Source organism: Kutzneria sp. 744 (genome assembly GCF_000568255.1).
Classification (GTDB): domain Bacteria; phylum Actinomycetota; class Actinomycetes; order Mycobacteriales; family Pseudonocardiaceae; genus Kutzneria.
This window is the reverse complement of the sequence record NZ_KK037166.1, coordinates 4,986,235-5,012,554: the sequence shown is the minus strand read 5'-3', so window position 1 is coordinate 5,012,554 and position 26,320 is coordinate 4,986,235. Positions and strand designations below refer to the sequence as shown.

At 70.2% G+C, this 26,320-nt stretch carries 27 protein-coding genes and 1 tRNA gene; 11 read left to right on the top strand and 17 right to left on the bottom strand.

Annotated elements, in window-relative coordinates; genetic code table 11:
- The 5 genes from KUTG_RS63820 to KUTG_RS22330 all read left to right on the top strand — a co-directional run.
- A partial coding sequence (locus KUTG_RS63820; RefSeq protein WP_043719290.1) for a uracil-DNA glycosylase family protein occupies window positions 1–388 on the top strand: 388 nt, incomplete at its 5' end.
- A gap of 176 nt (window positions 389–564) precedes the next feature.
- On the top strand, window positions 565–1,890 hold the full coding sequence (locus KUTG_RS22340) for an NAD(P)/FAD-dependent oxidoreductase (protein WP_043719287.1): 1,326 nt from the start codon (window positions 565–567) through the stop codon (window positions 1,888–1,890).
- A gap of 156 nt (window positions 1,891–2,046) precedes the next feature.
- Window positions 2,047–2,169, top strand: a complete 123-nt coding sequence (locus KUTG_RS65300; protein WP_255360895.1) for a hypothetical protein — start codon at window positions 2,047–2,049, stop codon at window positions 2,167–2,169.
- A 2-nt stretch (window positions 2,170–2,171) separates the two neighbouring features.
- Window positions 2,172–3,284 carry an ATP-grasp domain-containing protein gene (locus KUTG_RS22335; RefSeq protein WP_043719286.1) on the top strand — a complete coding sequence of 371 codons (1,113 nt, stop codon included), beginning with the start codon at window positions 2,172–2,174 and terminating at the stop codon, window positions 3,282–3,284.
- Between the two features lie 113 nt (window positions 3,285–3,397).
- Window positions 3,398–3,472 (top strand) — tRNA-Leu (locus KUTG_RS22330).
- 70 nt (window positions 3,473–3,542) lie between these two features.
- On the opposite strand, the gene KUTG_RS22325 is transcribed toward KUTG_RS22330, so the two are convergent.
- Window positions 3,543–3,989 carry a hypothetical protein gene (locus KUTG_RS22325; protein ID WP_043719284.1) on the bottom strand — a complete coding sequence of 149 codons (447 nt, stop codon included), beginning with the start codon at window positions 3,987–3,989 and terminating at the stop codon, window positions 3,543–3,545.
- The gene (locus KUTG_RS22320) at window positions 3,986–4,447 is read right to left on the bottom strand and encodes a hypothetical protein (RefSeq protein ID WP_157494706.1); all 462 of its coding nucleotides are present in this window, start codon (window positions 4,445–4,447) and stop codon (window positions 3,986–3,988) included. The genes KUTG_RS22325 and KUTG_RS22320 overlap by 4 nt, the downstream gene beginning before the upstream one ends.
- A gap of 187 nt (window positions 4,448–4,634) precedes the next feature.
- Between KUTG_RS22320 and KUTG_RS22315 the strand changes: the two genes are divergently transcribed.
- Window positions 4,635–5,540 (top strand): alpha/beta hydrolase, encoded by a 906-nt coding sequence (locus KUTG_RS22315; protein ID WP_043730253.1) that lies wholly within the window; start codon window positions 4,635–4,637, stop codon window positions 5,538–5,540.
- A gap of 1 nt (window position 5,541) precedes the next feature.
- Here the strand turns inward: KUTG_RS22315 and KUTG_RS22310 are convergent, their stop codons facing one another.
- The 13 genes from KUTG_RS22310 to KUTG_RS22255 form a co-directional block, all read right to left on the bottom strand.
- Window positions 5,542–5,946: a hypothetical protein gene (locus tag KUTG_RS22310; protein WP_043719280.1), complete on the bottom strand. Its 405-nt coding sequence runs from the start codon at window positions 5,944–5,946 to the stop codon at window positions 5,542–5,544.
- A 75-nt stretch (window positions 5,947–6,021) separates the two neighbouring features.
- Window positions 6,022–7,584: a Na+/H+ antiporter gene (locus KUTG_RS22305; protein WP_043730250.1), complete on the bottom strand. Its 1,563-nt coding sequence runs from the start codon at window positions 7,582–7,584 to the stop codon at window positions 6,022–6,024.
- Window positions 7,585–7,684: 100 nt separating this feature from the next.
- Window positions 7,685–8,329: a LuxR C-terminal-related transcriptional regulator gene (locus KUTG_RS22300; RefSeq protein WP_043719278.1), complete on the bottom strand. Its 645-nt coding sequence runs from the start codon at window positions 8,327–8,329 to the stop codon at window positions 7,685–7,687.
- Between the two features lie 19 nt (window positions 8,330–8,348).
- Window positions 8,349–8,621 carry a heat shock protein transcriptional repressor HspR gene (locus KUTG_RS22295; RefSeq protein WP_052395224.1) on the bottom strand — a complete coding sequence of 91 codons (273 nt, stop codon included), beginning with the start codon at window positions 8,619–8,621 and terminating at the stop codon, window positions 8,349–8,351.
- On the bottom strand, window positions 8,618–10,243 hold the full coding sequence (gene dnaK, locus KUTG_RS22290; RefSeq protein WP_084581256.1) for a molecular chaperone DnaK: 1,626 nt from the start codon (window positions 10,241–10,243) through the stop codon (window positions 8,618–8,620). Before dnaK ends, KUTG_RS22295 begins: the two co-directional genes overlap by 4 nt.
- 272 nt (window positions 10,244–10,515) lie before the next feature.
- Entirely contained in the window at window positions 10,516–11,400 is an 885-nt protein-coding gene (gene pqqB / locus KUTG_RS22285; RefSeq protein WP_043719275.1) for a pyrroloquinoline quinone biosynthesis protein PqqB, read from the bottom strand.
- Entirely contained in the window at window positions 11,397–12,473 is a 1,077-nt protein-coding gene (gene pqqE / locus KUTG_RS22280; protein ID WP_043719273.1) for a pyrroloquinoline quinone biosynthesis protein PqqE, read from the bottom strand. Before pqqE ends, pqqB begins: the two co-directional genes overlap by 4 nt.
- The gene (gene pqqD, locus KUTG_RS22275; RefSeq protein WP_043719271.1) at window positions 12,466–12,732 is read right to left on the bottom strand and encodes a pyrroloquinoline quinone biosynthesis peptide chaperone PqqD; all 267 of its coding nucleotides are present in this window, start codon (window positions 12,730–12,732) and stop codon (window positions 12,466–12,468) included. Before pqqD ends, pqqE begins: the two co-directional genes overlap by 8 nt.
- Complete coding sequence (gene pqqC, locus KUTG_RS22270; RefSeq protein ID WP_052395222.1) at window positions 12,729–13,439, bottom strand: pyrroloquinoline-quinone synthase PqqC; 711 nt, start codon at window positions 13,437–13,439, stop codon at window positions 12,729–12,731. The genes pqqD and pqqC overlap by 4 nt, the downstream gene beginning before the upstream one ends.
- 53 nt (window positions 13,440–13,492) lie before the next feature.
- Window positions 13,493–13,624 (bottom strand): pyrroloquinoline quinone precursor peptide PqqA, encoded by a 132-nt coding sequence (gene pqqA, locus KUTG_RS65295; protein ID WP_063753550.1) that lies wholly within the window; start codon window positions 13,622–13,624, stop codon window positions 13,493–13,495.
- Window positions 13,625–13,742: 118 nt separating this feature from the next.
- The gene (locus tag KUTG_RS22265) at window positions 13,743–14,924 is read right to left on the bottom strand and encodes a polysaccharide deacetylase family protein (RefSeq protein WP_043719268.1); all 1,182 of its coding nucleotides are present in this window, start codon (window positions 14,922–14,924) and stop codon (window positions 13,743–13,745) included.
- Between the two features lie 37 nt (window positions 14,925–14,961).
- Window positions 14,962–15,723, bottom strand: coding sequence for a class F sortase (locus tag KUTG_RS53740; RefSeq protein ID WP_052395219.1), 762 nt, complete (start codon window positions 15,721–15,723; stop codon window positions 14,962–14,964).
- Window positions 15,724–15,731: 8 nt separating this feature from the next.
- Window positions 15,732–17,132 carry a SpaA isopeptide-forming pilin-related protein gene (locus KUTG_RS22255; protein WP_232240893.1) on the bottom strand — a complete coding sequence of 467 codons (1,401 nt, stop codon included), beginning with the start codon at window positions 17,130–17,132 and terminating at the stop codon, window positions 15,732–15,734.
- Window positions 17,133–17,513: 381 nt separating this feature from the next.
- On the opposite strand from KUTG_RS22255, the gene KUTG_RS22250 reads away from it, so the two are divergent.
- Both KUTG_RS22250 and KUTG_RS22245 read left to right on the top strand, forming a co-directional pair.
- Complete coding sequence (locus KUTG_RS22250) at window positions 17,514–18,296, top strand: Bax inhibitor-1/YccA family protein (RefSeq protein WP_043719264.1); 783 nt, start codon at window positions 17,514–17,516, stop codon at window positions 18,294–18,296.
- A 242-nt stretch (window positions 18,297–18,538) separates the two neighbouring features.
- Complete coding sequence (locus KUTG_RS22245) at window positions 18,539–19,852, top strand: hypothetical protein (protein ID WP_198047275.1); 1,314 nt, start codon at window positions 18,539–18,541, stop codon at window positions 19,850–19,852.
- 17 nt (window positions 19,853–19,869) lie between these two features.
- Here the strand turns inward: KUTG_RS22245 and KUTG_RS22240 are convergent, their stop codons facing one another.
- Window positions 19,870–21,090: an acetyl-CoA C-acetyltransferase gene (locus KUTG_RS22240; RefSeq protein ID WP_043719262.1), complete on the bottom strand. Its 1,221-nt coding sequence runs from the start codon at window positions 21,088–21,090 to the stop codon at window positions 19,870–19,872.
- A 99-nt stretch (window positions 21,091–21,189) separates the two neighbouring features.
- Between KUTG_RS22240 and KUTG_RS22235 the strand changes: the two genes are divergently transcribed.
- Together KUTG_RS22235 and KUTG_RS22230 are read left to right on the top strand one after the other, a co-directional pair.
- The gene (locus KUTG_RS22235; RefSeq protein WP_043719261.1) at window positions 21,190–22,161 is read left to right on the top strand and encodes an ABC transporter substrate-binding protein; all 972 of its coding nucleotides are present in this window, start codon (window positions 21,190–21,192) and stop codon (window positions 22,159–22,161) included.
- Window positions 22,162–22,398: 237 nt separating this feature from the next.
- The gene (locus tag KUTG_RS22230; protein ID WP_157494705.1) at window positions 22,399–23,622 is read left to right on the top strand and encodes an integrase catalytic domain-containing protein; all 1,224 of its coding nucleotides are present in this window, start codon (window positions 22,399–22,401) and stop codon (window positions 23,620–23,622) included.
- A 52-nt stretch (window positions 23,623–23,674) separates the two neighbouring features.
- Here the strand turns inward: KUTG_RS22230 and KUTG_RS22225 are convergent, their stop codons facing one another.
- Window positions 23,675–24,601, bottom strand: a complete 927-nt coding sequence (locus KUTG_RS22225; protein ID WP_043719257.1) for an SGNH/GDSL hydrolase family protein — start codon at window positions 24,599–24,601, stop codon at window positions 23,675–23,677.
- Between the two features lie 142 nt (window positions 24,602–24,743).
- Here KUTG_RS22225 and KUTG_RS22220 point away from each other — a divergent pair, with 142 nt between their 5' ends.
- Window positions 24,744–26,114 (top strand): cystathionine beta-synthase, encoded by a 1,371-nt coding sequence (locus KUTG_RS22220; protein ID WP_043719255.1) that lies wholly within the window; start codon window positions 24,744–24,746, stop codon window positions 26,112–26,114.
- The last annotated feature ends 206 nt before the right edge of the window (window positions 26,115–26,320 follow it).

Sequence of the window (26,320 nt, the reverse complement as noted above, 5' to 3'; positions counted from 1 at the left end):
GGTGGACGTGAGGATGGCGGCGCCGGTGCGGTGCGCGCCGCCGGAGAACAAGCCGACGCCGGAGGAACGGGACAACTGCCGGCCGTGGCTGGCGCAGGAGCTGGAGCTGCTGCGGCCGACGCTACGGGCGGTGGTGGTGCTCGGGGCGTTCGGCTGGCAGGCGCTGCTGCCGGTGCTGAGCGCCGCCTGTTGGACGGTGCCGAAGCCGCGGCCGAAGTTCGGGCACGGCGTGGAGGTGCGGCTGCCGGCGACCGACGGCGGCGCTCCGCTGACCCTCATGGGCTGCTTCCACGTCAGCCCGCACAACACCTTCACCGGGCGGCTGACCCAGGAGATGGTGCGGGACGTGTTCCGCCGCGCGATGGTGGTCGCAGATGACCAAGAGTGACCGTAGGATGCGCCGACTCTGGGCCGTTCGGTCGGTGAACCGATTCGGCCAACCGGGATCAAGCCGTCAATGCCGGCGTCGCGGGCACGCACAGTGATCATGCTCACGGGGGACGGCCGTCACATCGGGCCGGTTGTGGACGGCGGCCCCTGGCGACGGGTGCGACCATTGCAGGTATGGCGGCAGTGAAGTCGGAACCCGCGAGGATCCTGATCGTCGGCGGCGGTTACGTCGGCATGTACACCGCGTTGGGCCTGCAGAAGAAGCTGAGGTCCCGCGAAGCGTCGGTCACGGTTGTCGACCCGCAGCCGCACATGACCTACCAGCCGTTCCTGCCCGAGGCCGCTGCCGGCTCCATCGAGCCGCGCCACGTGGTGGTGCCGCTGCGCCGGGTGCTGCGCAAGTGCCACGTGCTGACCGGCCGGGTCACCAAGATCAGTGACGCCGACAAGGTCGCCACCGTCACGATGACCGACGGTCACGTCGAGGAGATCCCCTACGACGTGCTGGTCGTCGCCCTCGGCTCGGTGGCCCGCACGCTGCCGATCCCGGGCCTGGCCGACCGCGGCATCGCCTTCAAGACCATCGGCGAGGCCATCTACCTGCGCAACCACGTGTTGTCGCGGCTGGACCTGGCGTCCACCACCGACGACGCGGACATCCGCAAGCGCCTGCTGACGTTCACGGTCATCGGCGGCGGCTACGCCGGCATCGAGGCGCTGGCCGAGCTCGAGGACATGGCCCGCTACGCGCTGCGCTACTACGAGAACCTCGACCCGGCCGACATGCGCTGGGTGCTGGTCGAGGCCACCGGCCGGATCATGCCCGAGGTGCGCGACAGCCTGGGCGTCTACACCGTCAAGCAGCTCGAGGCCCGCGGCATCGAGTGCTACCTGGACACCCGCGTGAAGACGATGGAGGGCGGCCACGTCGTCCTCGACGACGGCACCGAGTTCGACAGCGACACCATCATCTGGACCGCCGGCGTGAAGGCCAACCCGGTCCTGAACGACACGGATCTGCCGCTCGACCAGCGTGGACGGGTGATCTGCACGGCCACCATGCAGGTGCAGGGTCTCGACGGCGCCTGGGCGGCGGGCGACAACGCCGCCGTGCCGGACCTGTCCAAGACCGACGTCGACCCGGCCGCCACGTGCAGCCCGTCGGCCCAGCACGCCGTGCGCCAGGCCAACCAGCTGGCCAAGAACATCGTGGCCGTGCTGCGCGGCCGCAAGCCCAAGCCCTACCTGCACAAGTACGCGGGCTCGGTGGCCAGCCTCGGCCTGTACAAGGGTGTCGCGGACGTCTACGGCATCAAGGCCAAGGGCTTCATCGCGTGGGGCATGCACCGCGCCTACCACGTGTCGCGGATGCCCACGTTCAACCGCAAGGTGCGGGTGGCCTTCGACTGGCTGGGCTCGTGGGTGCTCAAGCGCGAGGTGGTCTCGCTGGGGCAGATCAACGACCCGCGGGCCGAGTTCGATCGGGTCACGAAGAGCTGAGAAAGTAGCTATCGGCGTACGACACGCCGGGCTTGATCCGCCGAATGGGCTATGATCTGTGTCAGTCGTCTTGACATTGCGTTAGGCGGGTCCCGAAACTACCCGGGGCGGATCGCCTGAACGTGTGATGCGCCTTCGGGGAAAGAGGTGACCGCGATGTCGATGGAGGACCTGGCCGCGCAACTGCGCAGCGGCGAGATCGAGGACCAGGCGCTCGCGGAGTTCGCTGCCGAGTACGCACGCGCGGAGCGGATCTCCCGCAGCAAGAAGGACGACTGAGCATGATCGGCGCTGGGCGGGCCCAGTCGGACGGCCCGCCCCAGCCGATGCTCCCCGCCCGCCCCACCCCGTTGCTGCTCCAGGGCCAGGACTACGTGTTCCGGGCGCCCAGCGGCTGCTTCGACTTCCAGGAGCAGATCCACCGCCTCGAGATGGTCGAGGACACCGGTGAGCCCTCGCCGTGCGTGCTGGTGCTGGCCCGGTCGGCCGACATGGAGATGAACGAGCTGTCCATCGCCCTGGCCGAGCGGGGCATCCGGATGGCCCGCATCGACGTGGACCGCTGCCTCGACCTGGCGTTGACGATCTACACCGACACGCCCCTCATCGAGCTCAACCGCTGGCTGCTGCGGCCGCTGCTGGTCTGGCGCCGGCACTTCGAGCTCACTGCCATGCCCGTCGACCCGCGGACGATCAGCGGCGCCTACGCGCTGGACCAGTGGGGCACCGTCGCCGGCTGGCTGACCGAGCGCAGCGAGTGGGCCCACGTGAACCCCGCGCGGGCGACCGGGCATCTGAACCGTCTCATCCAGCTCTCCGATGCCGCCGCCTTCGGGCTGAGGACGCCCAGGACGGCCGTGACGACCCAGCCCGGGCGGAGCAGGCCCGGCGGGGGCCAGTGCATCGTCAAAACCGCCGGGCGGCATCTCGTCGAGCCGCGCCCGGGCGTCCAGCACGGCCTGTTCCCCCGGCCGCTGGACACCTCCCGCGCCGGCGACGTGCCCGAGACCGCGCCGGTGATCGTGCAGCAGTACCTCGCCGCCGACACCGAGCTGCGGGTTTTCGTCGTGGGCGACCGGCTCATCGGCTACCAGGTCGACAAGTACGACCCCGCCCAGCTGTGGGTCGACCCCGACAACGTCTCGGTCAAGCCCACCGACGTGCCCGAGGGGCTGGGCGACCGGCTGCTGGCGCTGGCCCGCCACTGGCGGCTCCAGGTCGCCGCCTTCGACCTGCTGCTCGTCGACGGTGAGCACGTCTTCCTGGAGGTCAACGTCAACTGCGACTGGCGCTGGTTCGAGCACCGCGCCGGCAGCACCGACGTGTCCGACGCCGTGCACGAGTGGGTGGCCGTGCGTTTCGGCGAGCTGCTCGCCGCCGATCGGGGCCGTTGACCTGTGGGCTTGTACCTCCACCGGATGCCCGCCGATCCGCCGGGTGGGCGAACAGGGTCTCAATTGGCTGTAAGTACCTGACCTTGGGCAGTCCCACGGCTTAGGCTCCCCACGCCCCCGTAGCCCAATCAGGCAGAGGCAGGCCCCTTAAAAGGGTCAGAGTGTCGGTTCGAGTCCGATCGGGGGCACAGAGAGTAATTAACCCGATTGCGGAACGTTGGCCCTCACCCATTGGGGGAAAGTCCGCGGATTCCTGAGTCACCAGAGACGGCGGCCGCCGCGGGCCAGCGCGCGGGCCCGGCGGACCAGGTCGTCGATCACCTCGGCGTCGGCCGACGGGGGTGTTCCGGTGCGGGGATCGCAGCAGCTGGGCTTGGTGCGGCGGGTGTTGTCGGTGGGCCAGGTGCCGGCCAGCTGGTACAGGGCGTCGTAGACGTTGCGGCCGGGGTCGGTCTGCTCGTGCGGGCCGACGAGCACGATCCAGGCCCGGGTGGCGCCCTCGAAGGCGACCACGACGCGGTCGTTGTCACGCAGGTGGCGCACGCACAGTCTCGGCAGCGGCGCGGGGCCCGTGACGCGGTAGCCCAGGGCGGCGCAGCCGCGGTGGGCGAGGTCGTCAAGGAAGGACTCGTACGCCTTGCGGGCCGGTCCACGCAGCAGCGTGGCCTGCGCCGAGGCGACGCGGGTCTCGACTACTTCGATCACTCAGTGATCGTCGTCCCGGCGCGCACGATCGTTCCCTCGCCCCGGACGATCTGGTCGAGGCTCTCGGCCAGATCCTCGCGTTCGAGCAGGGCCTGGTCGCTCAGCCGGCGGTGCACCTCGTCGAGCAGGCCGCGGGTGCGGCCGATGCGGCGGATCTCCCGGACCAGGTGCATCACCTCGTGCACCCGGCGGGGCTCCAGCCGCATGGTCGGCTCCTGCTCGCTGACCAGCAGCACGCCCTCGCTGGCCCAGGCCCGCACCGTCTTCTCGGTCAGGTCGAGCAGGTCGGCGGCCACCACTGGCCGGATCGGCATGGCCGAGGCCAACAGGTTGTCGGCCACGTCGTACAGCTTGCTGCGCCCGGGCGCACCGCTGGGCAGCGTGCCGGCGACCTCCTCGATCGCCTCGACGTTGGCCAGCAGCCGCTCGGTCTGCTCTTTTTCGGCGGCCACCGACATGACAACCTCCCCGTGTCTCGACTACCGATTATGGGCGCTGTTTTCAGTACTTGCAAGTGTGATTCACGTGAAACGTCAAGCAGGTGGGCGGCGTGTCGCGGACATTCATTCGGCCTGGTGACGGGCGTCACGGAGTTGGTACCTGGCTGATGTAGGTTCGTCTCCCTGCTCCCGTAGAGATGACGCGATGCCCAGTCCCGAGTTCGAGGCGCTGCTCACGGCGATCCGGGCCAGTCCACGGCCCGAGCCCGCCGCCGGCCCGGCCGGCGTGCGGCAGGCACGCGAATCGATGGACCTGGCGCTGGGCGCGATCCCGCTGGCCGACGGCGTGATGACGGGGCGGACCGACGCGGGCGGCTGCCCGGCGGTGTGGGTGCGGCCACAGGGCGGCGCGATGGATCGGGTTCTGCTCTACCTGCACGGCGGCGGCTTTCGGGCCGGCTCGGCGGCGGCGTTCAGCGGCTTCGCCTCGCAGTTCGCGACCGTGATGGGCATGCCGGTGCTGCTGCCCGACTACCGCCTCGCGCCCGAGCACCCGTTCCCGGCCGCGGTGGAAGACGTTGTGCAGGCCTACAAATGGCTGCTGGCCGAGGGGTATTCGCCGGGGCGGGTGGTGCTGCTCGGCGACACCGCCGGCGGCGGCCTGGTCGTCTCGGCCCTGCTCGCGGCCCGCGACCTCGGCTTACCGCAGCCCGCCGCCGGCGCCTGCCTGAGCCCGCTGTTCGATCTCACCGCCAGCGGCGAGTCGTACGAGAAGTTCGCCGAGGACGACCCCATCTACAGCCGGGCGCAAGCGCTTGCCTGCGCCGTCGACTACCTCGGCGGGGCCAATCCCCGTGAGCCGCTGGCCTCGCCCCTGTTCGCCGATCTCTCCGGCCTCGCGCCGCTCATGGTGCACGCCTCCGACCGCGAGGTCCTCGTCGACGACGCCCGCACGCTGGTCGCCGGCGTGCTGGCCGCGGGCGGCCGGGCGAACCTGGAGATATGGCCCGATCTCATGCACTTCTGGCACCTGTTCGTGCCGGACATCCCCGAGTCCACCGCGGCCGTCCTGGGCGTGGCCGAGTTCCTGCTGACCTACATCGGCGCCTGAGTCACTTGCTGTAGGTGTACGTGCTCCAGCCGCCGGTGCTGACGAAACCGCGGGCCAGCCAGTCGTTGACGGTGCCCGGAGGCTGCCGGATCTCGATGCCGTCGAAGCCGGTGTGCGTGGTGTGCGGCGGAATGGACGTGGTGGGGCCGGGAATGGTGGTGCCGAGGAACAACAGGTCGGCGTGGCCGGTGAGGGTGTAGGAGCTGTTGTTGTCGACGAAGACCACCGCGAGCACGTAGGCGGCGTCGGAGATGGTGTACTCCATGCACGTGTTGGCGATGATGTCCGGCGCGATCGCCCGGGCGCCGCTGCACACCTTGCCCTGTTCGGGCGGGTCGGCGTGGGCGAGCGTGGCGGTGCCGGTCATGAGCGCGGCCGCGGCCAGCAGGGTGACGATCTTTCGCATGGTCCAAGGGAATGTCACCGGCCGGCCCGGTCGCCAGGGGGTGCGATCCCAGCCGGCCGGGAACTTCTCCCGGGTTCACGGGTCGTCGCCCAGGCGAGCGTCCTCCAGGTCGAGGGTGCGCTGAAGCCGTCGGCGGGTGCTGTCGTCGATGTCGCCGTCGTCGAAAAGCCTTGTCAGCTCGGCCATTTCCACCGCGAGCAGCTCGCGGCGCAGCCGCCGGTAGACGGTGGCGGCCGATGAGCCGGGCGGCTCCTCGGGGGTCTCGCTGCCGTGGTCGATGCGGGCCAGCAGCCCCTGGCGGGCCCGGTCGAGCACTTCGTGCGGCACGGTCTCGAGGTCGTAGAGCTGCTCCAGATGCGCGAGACCGGCCTCGGCCAGCCGCATGTTCGCGATCTCCTGCTCCTTGCGGGCCTCGGCCGGCGTGCGGGCGATGCCGGCCCGTTTGACCAGCGGCGCGAGCGTGAAGCCCTGAGCCACCAACGTGATCACGATGACCGTGGTGGCCAGCGCGAGCACGAGGTCGCGCTGCGGAACCGGTTGGCCGTCGTCGGTCAGCAGCGGGATGGACAGCACGGCCGCCAGCGGCACCACGCCCCGGGCCCCCGCCCAGGAGACCACTGTGGACGTTCGCCAGTTGAGGCGGCGGTTTCCGCGCCGCAGCTGCATGATCCAGCCCAGCGGGAAGATCCACAGGAACCGGATGACGATCAGCGCGGCGGTGATCACCAGCGCCTGCCACGGCCAGCCCGGATCCGAGCCGGCCAAGGCCCGCACCAGGTAAGGAAGCTGGAGCCCGATCAGCGCGAACACGGCGCTCTCCAGGATGAAGATCACCGTGCCGTACACGGCGTCGATCTGGAGCCGGATGTGCGCGGTGGTGAGCTTCGGCGTCTGCGCGCCGAGCACGACGCTGCACACCACCACGGCGGTCACGCCCGAGCCGCCGATGGTCTCCGCGAGCACGTACGCCGAGTACGGGCTGATCAGCGCGATCACCGTCTCCAGCACCGGATCCACGGTCCGCCGACGGATCAGCCAGATGCCGCCCGCCACCACCAGACCGACGACGAGGCCGCCCCCGGCCAGCACCACGAACTCGCTGGCCACCGACTCGAACGAGACCGCCCCGCCGGCGATCGCCGCCAGCACGGCCAGCCGGAACAGCACGAGACTGGTCGCGTCGTTGAACAGGCTTTCCGCCTGCACCAGCACCTGGATTCGGGGCGGCAGCGACAGCCGTCTACCGAGCGCGCTCACCGCCACCGGGTCGGTGCTGGCCAACACCGCGCCCAGCACGAACGCCATGCTCGCCGGCAGCGGCGCGACAAACGCCGCGACCAGCCCGACCACGCCGGCCGAGGCCAGCACCAGGCCGATCGCCAGCACGGTCACGGGCCGCCAGACCGCCCGCAGGTCCCGCCAGGGCATCTCCTCGCCGGCCGCGTAGATCAGCGGCGGCAACACCACCAGGCTGACCAGTTCCGGCGTCGCACGGACCTCCGGCACCCCGGGCAGCAGCCCCACCACGACACCGGCCACCACGAGCAGCGACGGCGCGGGAATGCTCAGCCGCCGGGCGAACGTGGCGACCACGGTGGCCAGCACCACCAGCAGAAGGATCGTCTCCACGCTCTGCATCGCTGGCACGCCTTTCGCCGGGGTCACCGAAACCACCGCCGACCAGACTTCCCGGCACACCGCCCCGAACCCTACCTGGCGCGCCACCCGATCGGGTGGATCAGCCGTTCAGGTAGGCCAGCACCGCCAGCACCCTGCGGTTGTCGTCCTCGTGCTGGTGCAGGTTGAGCTTGGTGAAGATGTTGTTGGTGTGCTTGCCCACCGCCTTCTCCGTGACGAACAGGCGGCCGGCGATCGCGGCGTTGGAGCGGCCCTCGGCCATCAGCCCGAGCACCTCCTTCTCCCGCGGCGTCAACGAGGTGATCGGGGCGTCGCGCTCGCGGCTGCTCAGCAGCTGGGCCACCACCTCGGGGTCCATCGCCGTGCCGCCGTCGGCCACCCGGCGCACCGCGTCCAGGAACTGCTTCACGTCCGAGATCCGGTCCTTGAGCAGGTAGCCGACGCCGCCGCTGCGGTCCGACAGCAGCTCGCGGGCGTAGAGCTGCTCGACGTACTGGGACAGCACCAGCACCGGCAGGCCCGGCCTGGTCCGGCGGGCCTCGATGGCCGCGCGCAGCCCCTCGTCGGTGAAGGTCGGTGGCAGCCGGACGTCCACAACGGCCACATCGGGCTTGTGCTCGGTGAGGGCGGCCTTGAGCTCCGGCCCGGACTCGACGGCGGCGACGACCTCGAAGCCGTGCGCCTCCAACAGCCGGATCAGGCCGTCCCGGAGCAGCAGCAGGTCTTCCGCGATGACAACACGCACGGGGCGAGCTAACCACAGGTCACCGGCCGCCGAGTGCGGTTTGCAGTCGTAGCAACAGCTCCTGGAGCTCGATGATGCGGCGGATGCCGGCGGTGTTGATCCCTTCGCGCTGCGAGAGGTCCCGGATCTGGCGCAGTCGTTCGATGTCACGGGCCGAGTAGCGCCGCTGGCCGTTGTCCGCTCGGTACGGACGCACCAGGCCGTGCGCCTCGTACGTGCGCAGGGTCTGCGGGTGCAGTCCGACCAGCTCGGCCGCCGCCGAGATCGAGTGCACCGGCCGGTCCTCGGTCATGGGCGCATCGCTGCGAAGGCGGCCTTGAGGGCGTCCATGTCGCCGTCGTCGAACGCCTTGCGCACCGCCGCGATCTGCTCCGGCGGATACGCGTCCGCGTTGTGCAGCAACGATTCCGCCGTGTTGCGCAGCTCCGCTTCCTCGCGGCGCAGGCGGTCCCGCTCCGCGTGCTCCGCCGCCTCCCGGATCATGCGGTCGATCTCCGCCTTCGGCAGCGCCGACCCGCCCGTGACCGTCATCGACTGCTCGGCGCCCGTGTCGAGGTCCTTGGCCGACACCTGAACTATGCCGTTCACATCGATGTCGAAGCGCACCTCGATGCGCGGCACCCCTCTCGGCGCCGGCGCGAGGCCCGTCAGCTCGAACATGCCCAGCCGCCGGTTGTCCGCCGTCATCGGGCGTTCGCCCTGGTAGACCTGCACCGGGATGGAGGTGTAGTTGTCGCCCGCCGTCGTGACGACCTCGGTGCGGCTGGTCGGGATCGTCGTGTTGCGCTCGATCAGCCGGGTCATCACGCCGCCGAGCGTCTCGATGCCCAGCGACAGCGGCGTGACGTCCAGCAGCAGGACGTCCTTCACCTCGCCCTTCAGCACCCCCGCCTGCAACGCCGCCCCCAGCGCCACCACCTCGTCCGGGTTCACGCCCTTGTTCGGCTCCCGGCCGCTCAGCTCGGTGACCAGCTCCACCACCGCCGGCATCCGCGTCGAGCCGCCCACCAGCACCACGTGATCGATGTCCTCGGCCCGCAGGCCGGCGTCCTTGAGCACGTTCTCGAACGGCTCGCGGCACCGGTCCAGCAGGTCCTTCGTGATGCGCTCGAACTCCGCGCGGCTGATCGTCTCGTCCAGGAACAGCGGGTTCTTGTCCCCGTCCACCGTGATGTAGGGCAGGTTGACCGTCGCCGAGGTGGTCGCCGACAGCTCGATCTTCGCCTTCTCCGCCGCCTCCCGGAGCCGCTGCATCGCCATCTTGTCCTTCGTCAGATCCACCGCGACGCGGCCGCGCAGCCAGTCCACGACGCGCTGGTCCCAGTCGTCTCCGCCCAGGTGGTTGTCCCCGCTCGTCGCCTTGACCTCCACCACCCCGTCGCCCAGCTCCAGCAGCGAGACGTCGAAGGTGCCGCCGCCCAGGTCGAAGACCAGGATCGTCTGCTCCTGCCGTTCGAGGCCGTAGGCCAGCGCCGCCGCCGTCGGCTCGTTCACGATCCGTAGCACGTTCAGGCCCGCGATCCGTCCCGCCTCCTCGGTCGCCTGCCGCTGCGCGTCCTCGAAGTAGGCCGGCACCGTGATCACCGCGTCCGTGACCTCTTCCCCCAGGTACGCCTCCGCGTCCCGCTTCAGCTTCATCAGGACCCTCGCCGCGATCTCCTGCGCCGTGTGCTCCCCGTGCCGCCAGTCCGTGCCCATGTGCCGTTTCACCGACCGGACCGTGCGCTCCACGTTCGTCACCGCCTGGTTCTTCGCCGGCTGCCCCACCAGCACCTCGCCATTGCGGGCGAACCCCACCACCGACGGCGTCGTCCTGGCCCCCTCCCCGTTGGCGATCACCCTCGGCTCCCCGCCTTCGAGCACCGCCACCACCGAGTTCGTCGTCCCCAGATCGATGCCGACCGCCCGCGCCATGGCCACCCTCCAGAGTTGAGCACTGTGGAGTCAACTATGCGGCCACCAGCCCGCTCAATGCACAAACCTTAGTCGGCTGAGCTCAACTCTGGGCCGCCCCAGGGTGAGTCGGTGCCTGTGGCTGCCGATCGTCGCGGAGACGTCGGGCCCGTGCGAGCGATGGTGGTGTTCGGAGGACGTCGCGGTCCGGGTGTATCGCCGGTGGACCACCGAACATCCCCGCCCGGTCGACGTCATGGGGTGGACTCGATCCGGCATGGGCAAATCCCTCGTCACAGCGTGAAGGCGGTGCCGTCGGGCACCACTTCGACGCCCGCGGCGGTGATCTCCGCGGATTCCGGGGATTCGGGATCCAGCAAGGGGTTCGTGTTGTTGAGGTGGGTGTAGATCCGCCGCAGGCCGGGGAAACGGCGCAGCTGCCCGAGGCTGCCGGAATCGCCGAGTACGGGGATGTGGCCCATCGACGACTGGCCCTTGGAGTGGCCGGTGCGGACGCCCATCTCGTCGGGGGAGCAGAAGGTGCCGTCGAGGAAGAGGCAGTCGACGCCGGACAGCAACGCCTCGAAGTCGGCGGACCATGTGGCGAGACAAGGGGAGTAGAGCAGGGTGCCGCCGGTGGAGGGGTCGTGGAGGCGGTAGGCGACGACCCAGGGCCCGGGCAGCTCGGGGGCGTACTTGGGGCGTTTGACGCCGACGGGGTGGGCGGTGGCGATGAGGCCGGCCAGCTCGACAGGCTCCCCGAAAGGGGCGGAGTGCCAGGACCAGCCGGCGTAGCGGTCGAGGACGGGGCCGAGACCGAGTGGGGAGCGGAGGGCGGTCACTGCGTTGGCCGGCGCGTAGAGGTGCTGCCCGCCGCCCTCACGAAGGGAGAAGACGCCGAGGGAGTGGTCGAGCTCGGCGGAGGTGAGCAGGACGCCGCGGACAGGGGTGTCGCGGCGGCCGGGGCCGGGGGTGAATGCCTTAGACGCCAAGAGCTGAGTACGGATGTCGGGAGAGGCGTTGAGCAGCCACCAGTCGACGCCATTGCCGCTGACGGCAAGGCAATCCTGGGTGCGGGAGGGTAGAGCGCCGGAGCGGCCACGGACGCACAGGGAGCAGGCGCAGTTCCACTGGGGGAAGCCGCCGCCGGCGGCGGTGCCGAGAACGACAACCCTCACACGGACCGCCGCATGGCGAAGGCGGGGCGGGATGGGGTGATCTCCGTGCCCAGGATCTCTTGCACCAAGCCATGATCGGGCGACAGGGTACACACGGGGTCGGTGGCGGCGGCGTCGCCGGTGAGCTGGAAGGCCTGGCATCGGCAGCCGCCGAAGTCGATCTCCTTGCGGGGGCAGGAAAGACACGGCTCCTGCATCCACGAGGTGCCACGGTAGGCGTTGAACGTGGGGGAGTCGTACCAGATCTCGGACAGCGAAGACCGCTGAACGTTCTGCACGGGCAGTGAGGTGATCACGCTGGCGGCGGGGCAGGGCAGCACGTCGCCGTTGGGGGAGACGGTGAGCTGACGAGAACCCCAGCCGTACATGCAGGGCTTGGGATTGGCCTCGTGGTAGTCGGCGACGACGTACACGATCTCCATCTGCCCGGCCAGCCGCTGCTGGGCTGCTTGGACCACGGGCAGGGCGGCGGCGAGCTGAGAACGGGTGGGCAACAGGGCGGCGCGGTTGCGCAGGGCCCAGCCGTAGTACTGGGTGTTGGCCAGCTCCAGGCGATCGGCGCCCATCTGCTCGGCCAGCGCGATGATGCCGCCGATGTGGTCGAGATTGGCCTTGTGCAGCACGGCGTTCACGGTCAGCGCCAGCTCGGCGTCCTTGATCAACGCGGCGGCGGTGAGCTTGCGGTCGAAGCCCTTGACGCCGGCGATCAGGTTGGCGTTCAAGCGATCCGAGTCCTGCACTGACAGCTGCACGTGATCCAGGCCGCGGTCGACCAGGTCGGCCAGGCGGGGAGCGGTCAGACCGAGGCCGCTGGTGACGAGATTGGTGTAGCAGCCGAGACCGCTGGCGTGGGCCAGCAATGAGGGCAGATCGGGGCGGGCCAACGGTTCCCCGCCGGACAGGTGCACCTGAAGCACCCCGAGTTCCCGGGCCTCGTCGAAGACCCGTTGCCACGTAACGGTGTCCAACTCGTCGGCCCGCTGAACGAGCTCGACGGGATTGGAGCAGTACGGGCAGTGTAGGGGGCACCGGTGGGTCAGCTCGGCCAACAAGCCCAAGGGAGCCTCAGTCAACGTCCACCACCCGTCGCGCCACCAACCGATCAACCAGCTCGATCACGTCATCGGGCTGTACGCCGTCGAACTCGTCGGCCAGCGCCAGGGCGATGTCGCCGACGCTGGACGCGCCGTCGCACCGCAACACCACGGCGGCGGCGGTCTCGTTCAACAGCAGCACACCCTCCGGGAACAGCACGACATCGCTGTCCCGGGTCTTGTCGTACGTGCACCGCACACCGCGCCGCACCCGGGGAACGGAGTCCAACGACGTCATGAGTGGTAGTCCACGGCGTCCAGGATCGCCTGCAACACGTCGCACTTGAAGGCCAGGGCGGCCACGCAGGCCTGCTGCTGCTCCCGCGTCCGGGCGTGCTCCACCACTATGTCCAAAGTGGACTTGCCCTCGCCGGCGATCACGGTCAGGCGGGACACGAAGTAGGCGAAGCCCTCCTCGCCGATCCACGGGTACCGCTCCCGCATGTCGGCCAGCCGGCGCTTCATCAGCCCGGGGGAGAACATCTCGGTCAGCCCGGAGGCGATGGACTCCACCCAGGGCTTGGTGCGAGCGAAGTTCACGTAGGCGTCGACGGCGAACCGCACGCCCGGCAGCACATGGCGTTCGTCCAGAACCTCGGATCGGTCCAGTCCGACGGCCTCGGCCATGCGCAGCCAGTTCTCCGCGCCGCCCTCGCCGTCACGGGTGCCGTCGTGGTAGACGATCCGCTCCATCCAGTACCGCCGGACCTGCGGCAAGGGGCAGTTGGCCAGGATGGCGGCGTCCTTCTGCGGCAGGCAACGCTGGTAGTACCAGCGGTTGGCCGCCCACAACTGGAGCTCGTCACGGCTGAGGCTGCCCTCGTGCAGGCGCAGGTGGAACGGGTGGTCGTGCCAGTACCGCGGCGCCAGAGCGCGCAGCTCGGCGATGAAGTCCTCGGCCGCCAACATGATCGACTCCTCGATGGGCGTGGGTGAAAGGACCATTCCTCACGTTCAACGAGAGGAATGGTCCTTTCCAACGGGAACCCCTTGACAGGTCAGACCCGCGCGGCGTACGCGGTGACCTCCATCGGCGTGTCGTAGTCGTTGAAGTCGGGCTTCACCCACGTGCGGCGGGCGGCCTTGCGGACGGCCTTCTCGGCGCGCTTGACGGTCTTCGCTGCGGACATCGCTCACTCCTTGTACGGCTGGGCAAGGGCGCGGCGGATCTCCACAGTAAGCCCTTTCTACGGCTCCCGGCTAGACACCTTCCGACCGTCCACCCCCGACTTTCGTCGGACGACCGGCTCAGTTGTGCGCCGCCGGCAGCCCGCGCAGCGAGTCGATCACGGCCGGGTCCTGCAGCTGCAGCCACTGGATCACCTGCGAGTACGTGGCGCACACGGTCTCCGGCTTGTCGCAGGTCTCGCTCATGAACTGCTCGACCGCGCCGGAGAAGGCGCCGCCGGCCCAGTCGTTGAAGTGGTTGGCGATCACCAGCGGGGCCCGGTTGCCGTTGAACACGGTCTGGTACACCGAGCGGTAGGTGTCCAGCACGATCGGCGTGAACTCCGGCCCCCGCGCGTCGTCGCCCTCCTTGGCCCCGTCCAGCAGGTACCAGAAGTTGAAGTCCATCATCACGACGTTCTTGTCCAGCGCCGGCACCCGCACCTCGGGCAGCGGGAACTCCCACAGCCCGCGGTCGACGGTCGGCCAGGTCACGCCGAATGAGACATGGCTGGTGTCATAGACGAAACCGTGCGACCTCATCGACGGGAACAGTTGGTCCCAGTTGCCCTCGAGACACGGCGTGCGGCCGCCCTTGATCATGTCGGGGGTGATCTTCAGGCCCTTGCCGTCGATCTCACGCAGGAACGAGAAGAACTGGTCCAGCTCCGAGTTCCAGCCCGCGGTCGACCACGCGCCGACGCTGGGCTCGACGCCCTGGCAGAAGTGGCCGTTGTAGTGCGTGCCGAACTCCATGCCGTCGGCCAGCGCGCGGTTGAGGTACTCGACGCGGGCCTTGATGTCGGCGTCCGAACCGCCGAAGCCGATCTCGCTGGCCCCCTTGGGATGCCCCGGCCCGGTGTACTCGGCGCCCTCGTGGTCGGGGATCAGGTACGGCCCGGACAGCATGGCGGTCACCCTGGCGCCGGTCCGCTCGGCGATCGGCAGCACCTTCGCCCAGTGCGCGCCGGACGCGCCGCCGTCGAAGGAGAACATGATGAACTGCGGCGGCTTCTCGCCCGGCTTGAGCTTGTGCATCCACGCCGGCTGGGCGCCGGTCGGCGCGGACAACGTCGGCGTGGGGCCGGCTGAGGTGGCCTGGCCGGCCGGTGTGATCGGCCCCGGGTTGGTCGTGGTGGTGGTCGGTCCCGCCTGCGACGTGGTGCGCTGCCCCGATCCCTGTCCCATCACGATCACGACCACCACGGCCAGCACCATCGCCACCGCGGTGGTCAGCCAACCCCACCTCTGCCTGAGCCCCATGACGGTTGAGACGACGCAGACCCCGTCTCGGTTGTCGTCAGGGCACGGGGTGCGCGATCACCACGCGGTTCTCGTCGTAGCCCAGCGCGCCGCCGACCCACTTGCCACCGCACGTGACCAGCACCAACCGGTGCGGACCGCTCTGGCCGAACAGCTCGTCCGCGTGCTGCGGCAGATTGTCCTTGCCCACGGTGAGGACCTGGTCGACGACGTAGGTCAGCTGCTTGCCGCTGCCGTCGACGACGGTGACGTGCTGCCCGGCCTGCGCGCCCCACAGCTCGGCGAACGGCCCGGCGACGCCGTCCCAGTTGATGTGCCCGGCGATCAGCGTCGCCCCGGCCGACCCGTCCAGCGCGGCGCCCCAGAGCGCGGCCTTGCTCACGCCGTTCGGGATCTGGAGCGTGCCGTCGCCGGCGACACCGCTGCGCACGAGCGAGGCCCGGCCGCCCTTGGGCAGCAGTACGGTGTTCGGCCCCGGCGGCTGCGGGGTGGCCGACGTCTTCGGCGGCGGAGGAGCGGCCGGCGATGTCGTTGTGGTGGACGGCGCGGCCACGGGGGCCGGGCCGGCCTGCGGGTCGACGGTCTGGGTGTGGCCGACCGGCAGCGGCGAGCCCGGAACGTGCTGTGGCTGGCCGAACAGCGTCGCCCCGGCTGCGACGGCGATCATCGTCAACCCGACCACGCCGCTGACCGCGGTGCCCGCGGCGGCGTTCGGACTCCGGTACCTGGATCGGCCCGCGACGGGGAACCCGCCGGCCGAGACCGGCCAGCGGGCTCCCGACGCCCGGTGCTTACCCATGAGCCTGCTCAGCCTCGCGAGGCGATCCGCCGGCGACGCAGCAGGAATCCGACGCCGCCCAGCGCGATCACCAGGAGGCCGCCGATCCCGGCCAGCGCGCCGGGGTCGATCTCGGTGACGGTGGCCGCGTCGGCGACCATCGGCGAGCCGCCGGCCGGGATCTTGACCGGCACGGTCGGCTTGTTCGGCGTGTTGGCCAGCTGCAACGCCAGGGTCTTGCCCGGCTCGATGGAACCGCAGACGCTGGGCGGCGACGAGGCGTCGAAGTTCTCGTCGTACCCGCTCGGCGCGGCCACCTCGATCAGGCAGATGTCCTGCGGCGTCTGGAGATTGTCGACGGTGGCGGTGCCGTCGGCCCCGGTGGTGACGACCAGCGGCTTGCCGTCGGTTCCGTTGAGGGCAGTGCCGTCCTGCTTCACGGCCGCGGCGGTCTTGTCCTTGGCGGTGATCCGCAGCTGCACGCCCGCAAGGCCGGCGTTGGTCTTGCTGTCCACCTTGGTCACCTTGACGGCGCCGGGCGCGGTCTTGGCGGTGGTGGTCGCGTTCGCGGTCAGGGCCTTCTCGCCGCCCGTGGACACGATCCACTGGATGGCCCCGCCGGTGTTCACCGGCGCCTGCACGACCGGCTGGTCGGCCGGGGCGCTCAGGTCCACCTTGACCGTCGGCTTGGGACCGGTCGGCGTGACGTTGACGACCAGCGGGCTGCCGTCGGCCGGCGTGGTCACGGTGTCCTTGTCGACGGTGCCGTCGGTGACGGTCAGCTTCACCGGCGCGCCGGTGATCGCCTTGTCGGTACCGGCGTGGGTGACCTTGACCGTCCACTTGTCCGGCGTGCCGATGATCTGGGCGCCGGTCGGGGCGGTCACGGCGACGTCCCAGGGGCCCTGGTTGGCCGTCGCGTCGGCCTCCTCGGCCATCACGGCGTCGGCGGCCTTGGGGTGCTGGGCCTTGAGCTTGTCGAGGTGGCCCGCGATGTCGTAGCCGATGTGGTTGAAGTCGTTGGCCGGATCGAGCCTCGGGTCGCCCGCGGGCACCCCGGAGGTGTAGCTGTGCAGCAGGTGCGCGAGCGCGGCCGCCTGGTCGGCGTCCTTGGTGCCCGCGTAGCGCAGCAGCAGGTACGAGATCTTGGCCGCGACGACGGGGTCGAGGTCCTTGCCCCACTTGTCCTTGAGCGGCTCACCCGGCTTGTACTGGGTGTCGCTGTCGGGCGCGTTGAGCGCGAAGCGGACGCAGTACACGTCCTTGCCGCCCACCACGTAGGACCCCAGCCAGTCGGACGGATCCTGGTTGCCGTGGTACGGCTGGGCCGGTGTCACCTCCTGGCCGACACCGCGGCTGCCGGTGTTGGCCGACGCGGTGATCGGCGCGGCCAGCATGGCCGCCCCGGCCAACATCGTGATCCCGGTCACCCCAGCGACCAGTTTGCTCAGTCCCATAACGGTCCTGCGCTCCCTCACGGGCGCCGTGCCGCTTCCCCGCGGCGCGGTGCCCCTCGTTAGGTCGGACGTCTTCGACGGCGGCGTCCGGGGCTCGTTCCCCCGACGGAACGAGAAAGCCGTGGTGGCCGCCCTGCGAGCCTGGCTGGCCCGCGGGCGACGGGCAAGCCGCCAGCGGGAGGATGTCCGAGCACACCTAGAGTGTCAATACGGTGTGAAGGAGTTGACCGCTACGCCGAACGGATCAGTGCCCGTTCGTCCATGTTGGTAAAGTGACCTTTGCCCCAGAGGGAACCGATCGACCACGGTTACCGTTGTACGGGCTGTAGGCGCCACACGTTCCAGGAGGACCAGGTGCGCACATCGAGCAACCCGGCGTTCCGCACGCTGTCCGGCAAGGGCCAGGGCGGCTACGCGGGCTTCGGCTATCAGGGGCAGCAGCAGACGGGGTACGGCTACCCGCCCGCGCCGCCCACCGCCGCCGACCGGCCGATGACGGCCGACGACGTGGTCACCAAGACCGCGGCCGCGCTGGGCACCACCGTCGTGGTGGGCGGGCTGACCGCATGGGTCGGACTCCCGCCTGCCTTCGCGTTGCTGGCGGCGCTGGTCGGCTTCGGGCTGGCGCTGTTCATCACGTTCAAGCAGTCCACCAACCCGGCGCTGGTGCTGGCCTACGCGGCCGTCGAGGGCGTGTTCCTCGGCACCATCACCCGCGTCATCGACTACCTGGTGCCGGGCGTGGCCGTGCAGGCCATCATCGGCACCGTCGTGGTGTTCGCCACCATGCTGGTCCTCTACCGGACCGGCGCGGTCAAGGTGACGCCGCGGCTGACCAAGTGGATCATCGGCGCGACCATGGGCGCGGCGGCGATCATGCTGCTCAACCTGCTGATGTCCTTCTTCGGCCTCAACCTCGGCATCCGAGGCAACGGCCCGCTGGCCATCGTGGTGAGTCTGGTGTTCATCGGCATCGCCGCGTTCAACCTGCTGCTGGACTTCGACCAGGCCGACCGGGCCATCCGCGCCGGCGCGCCGGCCAGGTTCGCCTGGTTCATCGCGTTCGGACTGATGGTCACGCTGGTGTGGCTGTACATCGAGATCCTCAACCTGCTCGCGCAGTTGCAACGCAATTAGTCAACCAAGGCGAACAGGTCTTGCCAGAAGGCGCCGGCATCCGTGAGGATGTCGGCGCTTTCCGCTACATGCCGCGCGTTCCGCGCGGAGCGAGGTCGCTCGTGACCGGTGCCTTCCCTGGCCGGATCAGGCACCGGCGCGACCTCGCGTTGTAACGGGTGGATTTCCGTTGCGGGTGAACCCGAACCGAACGTGCCGCGTAGTGCGGGTCGGTGGAGTGGGCCCTCATGGAGGAGAGACCTGTGACGGAAAGACCCATGCGCTGGAAGACCATCCGGCCGACGTTCATGCTGCCCCAACTGCGCAAGCTCACCGTGCGCAGCCGGCTCGCCCTCGGCGTGCCGGCGCTCGCGGTGGTCGCCGCCGCCGTGGCCGTGGTGGCATCTGTTGCCGTGCAAGGAGATCCACAGTTGGCGGCGAACCAGGCCGATATCGCCAACCCGGACTGCACGCTCCAGGTGCCGGCCAACCCGTTGTCGGCAAAGGGACTGGCCACGCCGTACGTGCTGAGCGCGGCCCGCGGCCGCTGCCAGGAGACCAACGCCGACCAGTCGGCGTTCGTGCAGGCGACGATTCTCGACCCGGCCACCGGCAAGCTGTCCGTGTACGACCCGCTGGTGATCGACAGGGGCAGCAAGCCGGCCATCGCGCCGACGCCGCCGGCCCTGCCGCGTGGCGCCGTCGTCGGCATCTGGTTCGGTTTCAACGGCACCAACCTGACGCTGCGTGGCGACACCGGCACGTGCGTGAACGGCGACCACACCGGCGTGTTCGGGCAGTACGCCTACTGCAACGCGCAGCCGTTCTTCGCCGCCGCCAACAACGCGATCGCCGGCAAGAAGCTCGTCATCCCGCCGCTGGGCACCGGCAAGGACGGCCGGCCGTGCATGACCACCCGTGACTTCGGCCTGGTCGACCAGGACCAGAGCGACAACGTCACCACGACGTACCTGCAGGCCCGGGACGGCCGCGTAGCGCAGGACACGCCGGCCAACGAGTCCAAGCTGGGCTTCCGGAAGGTGCGCGCCAAGACCAGGGCCAAGCTGTCCAACGGCAGCGACAACGTGCTGCTCGACGCCTTCGTCGACCCGGCGCTGGGCTGCACGCCGTACACCGCGGCCGACCTGGCCAGCGGCCGGCAGGTCACCTCGCTGGCCCTGGACGAGCTGCAGGCCGCCACCCGGCAGGCGGCGCCGATCGCCCTCGTGCCGACCAACGACCCGATGGTGCTGGACGGCACGAAGACCAGTGTCACCAAGACGAATCTCTACCGGGTCGGGGTGGACATGCCGGCGATCAACACCCGCGCCGAGACGCCGCAGGGCTACTGCCGGCAGCTGTTCACCACGGGCCTGCAGCGGACCAAGCTGGACGCCCGCTTCACCAAGGTCGCCCCGTCGCCGGACCCCGGCGCGGCCAGCACCCTGTTCACGTTCCTGGCCCAACGGCTGGCCGGGTCCTTCGACAACCTCGGCTGCGGCACACTGCTGCACACCAAAAACCCCGTGCACGTGGTGACGAACAAGGCCGGCGTCGTGGTCGACGCCGGCCTGTGATCGTCACAGCTGGGGGATCAGCTCAGGCGCTCCAGCACCATGGCCATGCCCTGGCCGCCGCCGACGCACATCGTCTCCAGGCCGAACTGCTTGTCGTGGAACTGCAGCGAGTTGATCAGCGTGGTGGCGATGCGGGCGCCGGTCATGCCGAACGGGTGGCCGACCGCGATCGCGCCGCCGTTGACGTTCAGCTTCTCCAGCGGGATGCCCAGGTCCTGGTAGGACGGGATGACCTGGGCGGCGAACGCCTCGTTGATCTCGACCAGGTCGATGTCCCCGATGGACAGGCCGGCCTTGGCCAGCGCCCGCTTGGACGCCTCGACCGGGCCGAGGCCCATGATCTCCGGGGACAGGCCCGAGACGCCGGTGGCCACGATGCGGGCCAGCGGGGTCAGGCCCAGCTCCTTGGCCTTGGTGTCACTCATCACGACCACCGCGGCCGCGCCGTCGTTGAGGGCGCAGCAGTTGCCGGCCGTGACCCGGCCGTCGGGGCGGAACACCGGCTTGAGCGTGGCCGTCTTCTCCAGCGTGACGCCCGCGCGCGGACCGTCGTCGGCCGACACGACCGTGCCGTCCGGCAGCGTCACCGGGGTGATCTCGCGCTGCCAGAAGCCGTCGGCGATGGCCTTCTCGGCCAGGTTCTGGGAGCGGACCCCGAACTCGTCCATCTCCTCGCGGCTGACGCCCTTGAGCAGGGCCAGGTTCTCGGCGGTCTGGCCCATCGCGATGTAGATGTCCGGCGTGTTGCCGTCCTCGCGAGGGTCGTGCCACTGGCCGCCGCTGTTCTGGGCGGTCGCGCCGGTGCGGGCCTCAGCGTCGGCGAACAGCGGGTTCTTGGTGTCCGGCAGGCCGTCCGAGCTGCCCTTCGCGAAGCGCGACACGGTCTCGACGCCGGCCGAGACGAAGACGTCGCCCTCGCCCGCCTTGATGGCGTGGAAGGCCATCCGGATCGACTGCAGGCTGGAGGCGCAGTAGCGGGTCACCGTGCAGCCGGGCAGGTGGTCCATGCCCATCAGCACCGACACCACGCGGCCGATGTTGTACCCCTGCTCGCCGCCGGGCAGGCCGCAGCCCATGATCAGGTCGTCGATCTGGGTCGGGTCCAGCGCCGGCACCTTGTCCAGCGCCGCGCGGACCATCTGCACGGCCAGGTCGTCGGGGCGGATCGACACGAGCGATCCCTTGCCGGCCCGACCGATCGGGGAGCGGGCGGCGGAGACGATCACGGCCTCGGGCATCGCGAAACTCCTTCGGTTCGCTACTGATTGGTAACCTGCGGAGTCTAGCGACCGGACCCACCCCGTGACTGTGGTCCAGCTCTCGAATCTGGGGGACGTATGAACACCGACACGATCGGCGCCCTCGCCCCGTTGAGCGCGCCCGGCTGGGCCGAGGCCGGCCGACACCTGCTGGCCGGGCTCGAACTGGCGGCGGCCGACATGCCCTTCGAGCTGCTGGTCCGGGACACCGCCGCCGACCCCGCGCGGGCGGCCGCGGCCGTGGACGAGCTGGCCCAACTGGGCGTGGCGGCCGTCGTCGGGGAGTACCACAGCGTCGTCGCACGGGCCGTCGCCGCGCGGGCCGAGGCCCTGGAGCTGCCGTTCCTGTGCTCGTCCGCCGTGCTCGACGCCCTCACCGACGAGCCGAGCGACCACGTCGCCCGCATCGCCCCGGCCCAGTCCCACGGCTGGCGGATCTACGCCGACTTCCTCCGCCGGGCCGGCCACACCCGCATCGCCGTCGCCGCCCAGTCCAGCGCCTACTGGGCCGCCGGCACCCAGATCCTGCGCAGCCACCTCGACGTCGTCGAACTGTCCTTGGACGGCCTGTGCGACGACCTCGCCGCCAGCCGTGCCACCGCTGTCCTGCTCCTCGTCGGCACGCCCGAGCCCGCTCTGTCCCTGATCCGCGCCGTCCGCGAGGACCCGCGGCTGGCCGGGATGCTCATCGGCGCCCCGGCCGGGCAGCCCGAGTTCGCCTCGTGGGCCACGCCTCTCGGCGCCGGCATCCCGTTCCTGCGCTACCTGCCGGAAAGCCTCAGCCCGCTCGGCACACGCGTCGAGGCCGCCCTTCGCGACCGGCTCGGCGAGGAGCCCTCGTTCGTGGCCTTCGAGGGCTACGACACCGTCCTCGCCCTGGCCGAGGTGCTCCGCGGCGTGTCCTGGGCCGACGTCGACATCGAGGGAACCCGAGGCCGCGTCACCTTCTCCTGCCCGCCCGGCAGCGTCGTGTGGCAGTGGGCCTGGGCTCCGGTCCAGGTCGTCGACCGCGACCCCGCAGCCCCCGAGCGCTTCCGCACCCTCGGCTGAGGCGACCGACCCCACGCGACCGACCCCACGCGACTGACCCCCACCCAACCCGGGGGGCAGCCCCGTCGCCAGCCTACCAAGCCCGCCTCGGGGTTGATCTTGAAACCGAGGTGCCGCGTTGACTCATTGAAAATGCCCGGGAGGATGAGTCGTTGCCTCACGAAGGAATGCCCGCGGGCGGCGTGGCATCTCACCTTGACCAGCAGCGGTGACTCATCGTGATCGATGGGGTTGACGATGAGCGAACGCGAGGCCGTGACCAGGCAGCTGGCCCGGCGCTACCGATCAGCGTCCAAGACCGACAAAGCCAGGATCTTGGACGAATTGTGCGTGTTGACCGGCTGGCACCGCGACCACGCCCGCAAAGCCCTGCGCACCACACCCAGACCGAAACCCAGTGTTCCGCAACGAAAAACCCGCGAGCCCGTGTACAGCCCCGAGGTGATCACGGCACTACGCAAGGTCTGGGCGATCCTGGACGCGCCCTGCGGCAAACGCCTGGCCCCGTTCCTCCCCGACATCGTCGACCGCCTCCTGGCCTGCGGCGAGCTGTCGATCAGCGACGAGATCCGCTACCAGCTGGCGCGCATGTCCGCGGCCACCATCGACCGCCGCCTAGCCCCCGACCGCGCCCGCTGGCAACCCCACGGCCGCGCCCGAACCAAACCCGGCAGCCTGCTCAAATCCCAGATTCCCATCCGCACCTGGGCCGACTGGGACGAGGACCACCCCGGCTTCGTGGAGATCGACCTGGTCAGCCACGACGGCGGCAACGCCACCGGCGAACACGCCTGGACCCTGACCGTCACCGACATCGCCACCGGCTGGACCGAAAACCGCGCCGTGCGCAACAAGGCCGAGGTCTGGGTCCTAGCCGCCCTCGACCAGATCGTGGCCGGGTTCCCGTTCCCCGTGCTGGGCATCGACTCCGACAACGGCAGCGAGTTCATCAACGCCCACCTACTGACCTACTGCCGCGACCACGAGATCACCTTCACCCGAGCCCGCCCCGGCCACAAAAACGACGGCGCCCACGTCGAACAGAAGAACTGGTCAGTCGTGCGCCAGACCGTCGGCTACCACCGCCACACCGGCGAGACCCAACTCGACCTACTCAACGGCGTCTACGCCCTACTCCGCGACCAGATCAACTTCTTCACCCCGCAACAGAAACTGATCTCCAAAACCCGCCACGGCGCCACCGTCCACAAGAAACACGACACCGCCCAAACCCCCTACCAACGCACCCTGACCCACACCACCGTCGACATCGTCGACACCGACGCCCTGCGCGAGCACTACCAGCGCCTCAACCCCGCCGCCCTCCGCCGCGAGATCGTCGCACTGTGTGACGCCCTGGCCCACGAAGTCCTCGCCCCCGACCTCACCCACCTCGCCACCGCCCTCGCCCACGCGGGCATTCTTCGTGAGGCAACGACTACCCCCAAGCGGGCATCTTGACATGAGGCAACAGGGGTGCCTGTGGACAACTGGCGACCTGTGGACAACTCGGTTACTGAGCCAGCTGACGCACGGGTTTGCCGAAGCGGAGGTTGAGGCGGGCGATGAACTTGGCCGTGGGGCGGCGGGCCTCGGCCAAGGGGGAGCGGAAGGGCAGCCGGGGCAGCGGGCCGCCGGTCCACACGCCGGCGACGGTGCACAGGGCGGGCAGCAGCACGGAGCAGGCGGCGTCGTAGCCGACGGCGCTGGGGTGGAACTGGTCGGAGCTGAAGAACTCCCGCGGCCGGGCCAGGAACTCGGGGGCCAGCAGGTCGGCCAGGGGCACGGGGATCGCCCCGAGCCGCGCCACGGCCTTGCGCTGACCCCGGGCCAACAACAGGCTCCAGACCCGGGCGATGGACTTCAAGGGCTGCGCGATGGGGCGGATCACGCCGAGGTCGGGGCACGTGCCGACGACCACGCCGCAGCCGGCGTCCTGGAGGGTGCGGATCACCCGTTCGAGGCCGGCGACGGCGTCGGGGACGGTGGTCAGCGTGGTGACGTCGTTGGCGCCGACGATGATCACGGCGACGTGCGGCGGGGTGACCAGGGCCTGTTCGACCTGGGCCGGCAGGTCCTTGGTGGCGGCGCCGACGACGGCGTAGGTGTCGAGGCGCACGGGCCGGTCGGCCTCCTCGGCCAGGCCGCGGGCCAGCACGACGGAGGGCAGCTGGTCGGCGGAGTCCACACCGAGGCCGGCCGCCATGGAGTCGCCGAACATGGCGAACCGCAGGGCGTCGTCCTCGTCGGAGGGCGGCACGGGGCCGGAACCGTCGGGCAGGTAGACGCCGTCGGCCAGCCAGGGCGGGGCGACGGGCGGCCCGATGATCCGCTCCGCGCGCCGCGCCTGCCCCGTGAGCAGCCCGTATGCCGCGCCGTAGAGCCCGCCGAGCGTGCCGGCGGCCAGCGCGATGAACCGAACTCCCCGCATCACACCCATGACCGACCTCCCCCGTTCCATTCTCCCACCAGTCAGATCGTCGACTCCTCCATTGGGATTAACACCACGCAGCCACGATGGTTCCCCGGAACGAGTTAGGCTGCGGCCAGTTCACGAGACGCCAATTCGAGAAGGGCCTTCGGTGGAGTACGTCGATCACGTAGTCGACCTCGTCGGCAACACCCCGCTGGTGCGGTTGAACGCCCTCGTCGACGGTCTGGCGCCCCTGGTGCTGGCCAAGGTCGAGTACTTCAACCCCGGCGGCAGCGTCAAGGACCGCATCGCGCTGCGCATGGTGGAGGCCGCCGAGCGCTCGGGCGAGCTCAAGCCGGGCGGCACGATCGTGGAGCCGACCTCCGGCAACACGGGCGTCGGCCTGGCGCTGGTCGCCCAGCGCCGGGGCTACAAGTGCGTCTTCGTCTGCCCGGACAAGGTCAGCGAGGACAAGCGCAACGTGCTCAAGGCCTACGGGGCCGAGGTCGTGGTGTGCCCGACCGCGGTCGCCCCGGAGCACCCCGACTCGTACTACAACGTCTCCGACCGGCTGGTCCGCGAGATCCCCGGCGCCTGGAAGCCCAACCAGTACGCCAACCCGCAGAACCCGGAGAGCCACTACCACTCCACGGGTCCGGAGCTGTGGCGGCAGACCGAGGGCAAGATCACCCACTTCGTCGCGGGCGTGGGCACGGGCGGCACGATCACCGGCACGGGCCGGTACCTCAAGGAGGTGTCCGACGGCCGCGTGAAGATCATCGGCGCGGACCCGGAGGGCTCCGTGTACTCGGGCGGCTCCGGCCGGCCGTACCTGGTCGAGGGCGTCGGCGAGGACTTCTGGCCGACCACCTACGACCGCGACATCTGCGACGAGATCATCCCGATCTCCGACGCCGACTCGTTCGAGGTGACCCGTCGCCTGGCCCGCGAGGAGGGCCTGCTGGTCGGCGGCTCCTGCGGCATGGCCGCCGCGGCCGCGATCGAGCTGGCCCGCCGCTGCGGCCCGGACGACGTGATCGTGGTGCTGCTGCCCGACGGCGGCCGCGGTTACCTGTCCAAGGTCTTCAACGACACCTGGATGTCCTCCTACGGCTTCCTCTCGCCCGACCACACCGGTGCGACCGCCGGCGACGTGCTGCGCCGCAAGGACGGCACGATGCCCGAGCTGGTGCACGTGCATCCGAACGAGACGGTCGCCGAGGCCATCGCCATCCTGCGCGAGTTCGAGGTCTCCCAGATGCCGGTCGTCAACGCCGAGCCGCCGGTGATGGCGGCCGAGGTGGCCGGCGCGCTCAACGAGCGCGACCTGCTCGACGCGCTGTTCACCGGGAAGGCGCAGCTCGCCGACCGGGTCGAGCAGCACATGTCGCCGCCGCTGCCGACCATCGGCGCTGGTGAGCCGGTGGGCGTCGCGATGGACGCGCTGTCGGCCGCGGACGGGGCGATGGTGCTGGTCGACGGGAAGCCCGCGGGCGTGGTCACCCGGCACGACATCCTCGGATTTCTCGCTGGTCGATGAGTCTCGCCAGGCGGGCGGCGGTGCTCCGTCGTATGGGCTAGCGTTACGCGCGACGTGACGTCAAGGGCCCAAGGGGGTTGGAAACCCGATGAGTGATCCACAGCCGCCGGAGACCGGTGACTCCGCGGTGAACCCGGAGGCCACCCAGGTGGTCGGGGCGGGATCCCAGCCGCCGGCCACCAGTCCCGCGGACGCCAACGCCACCC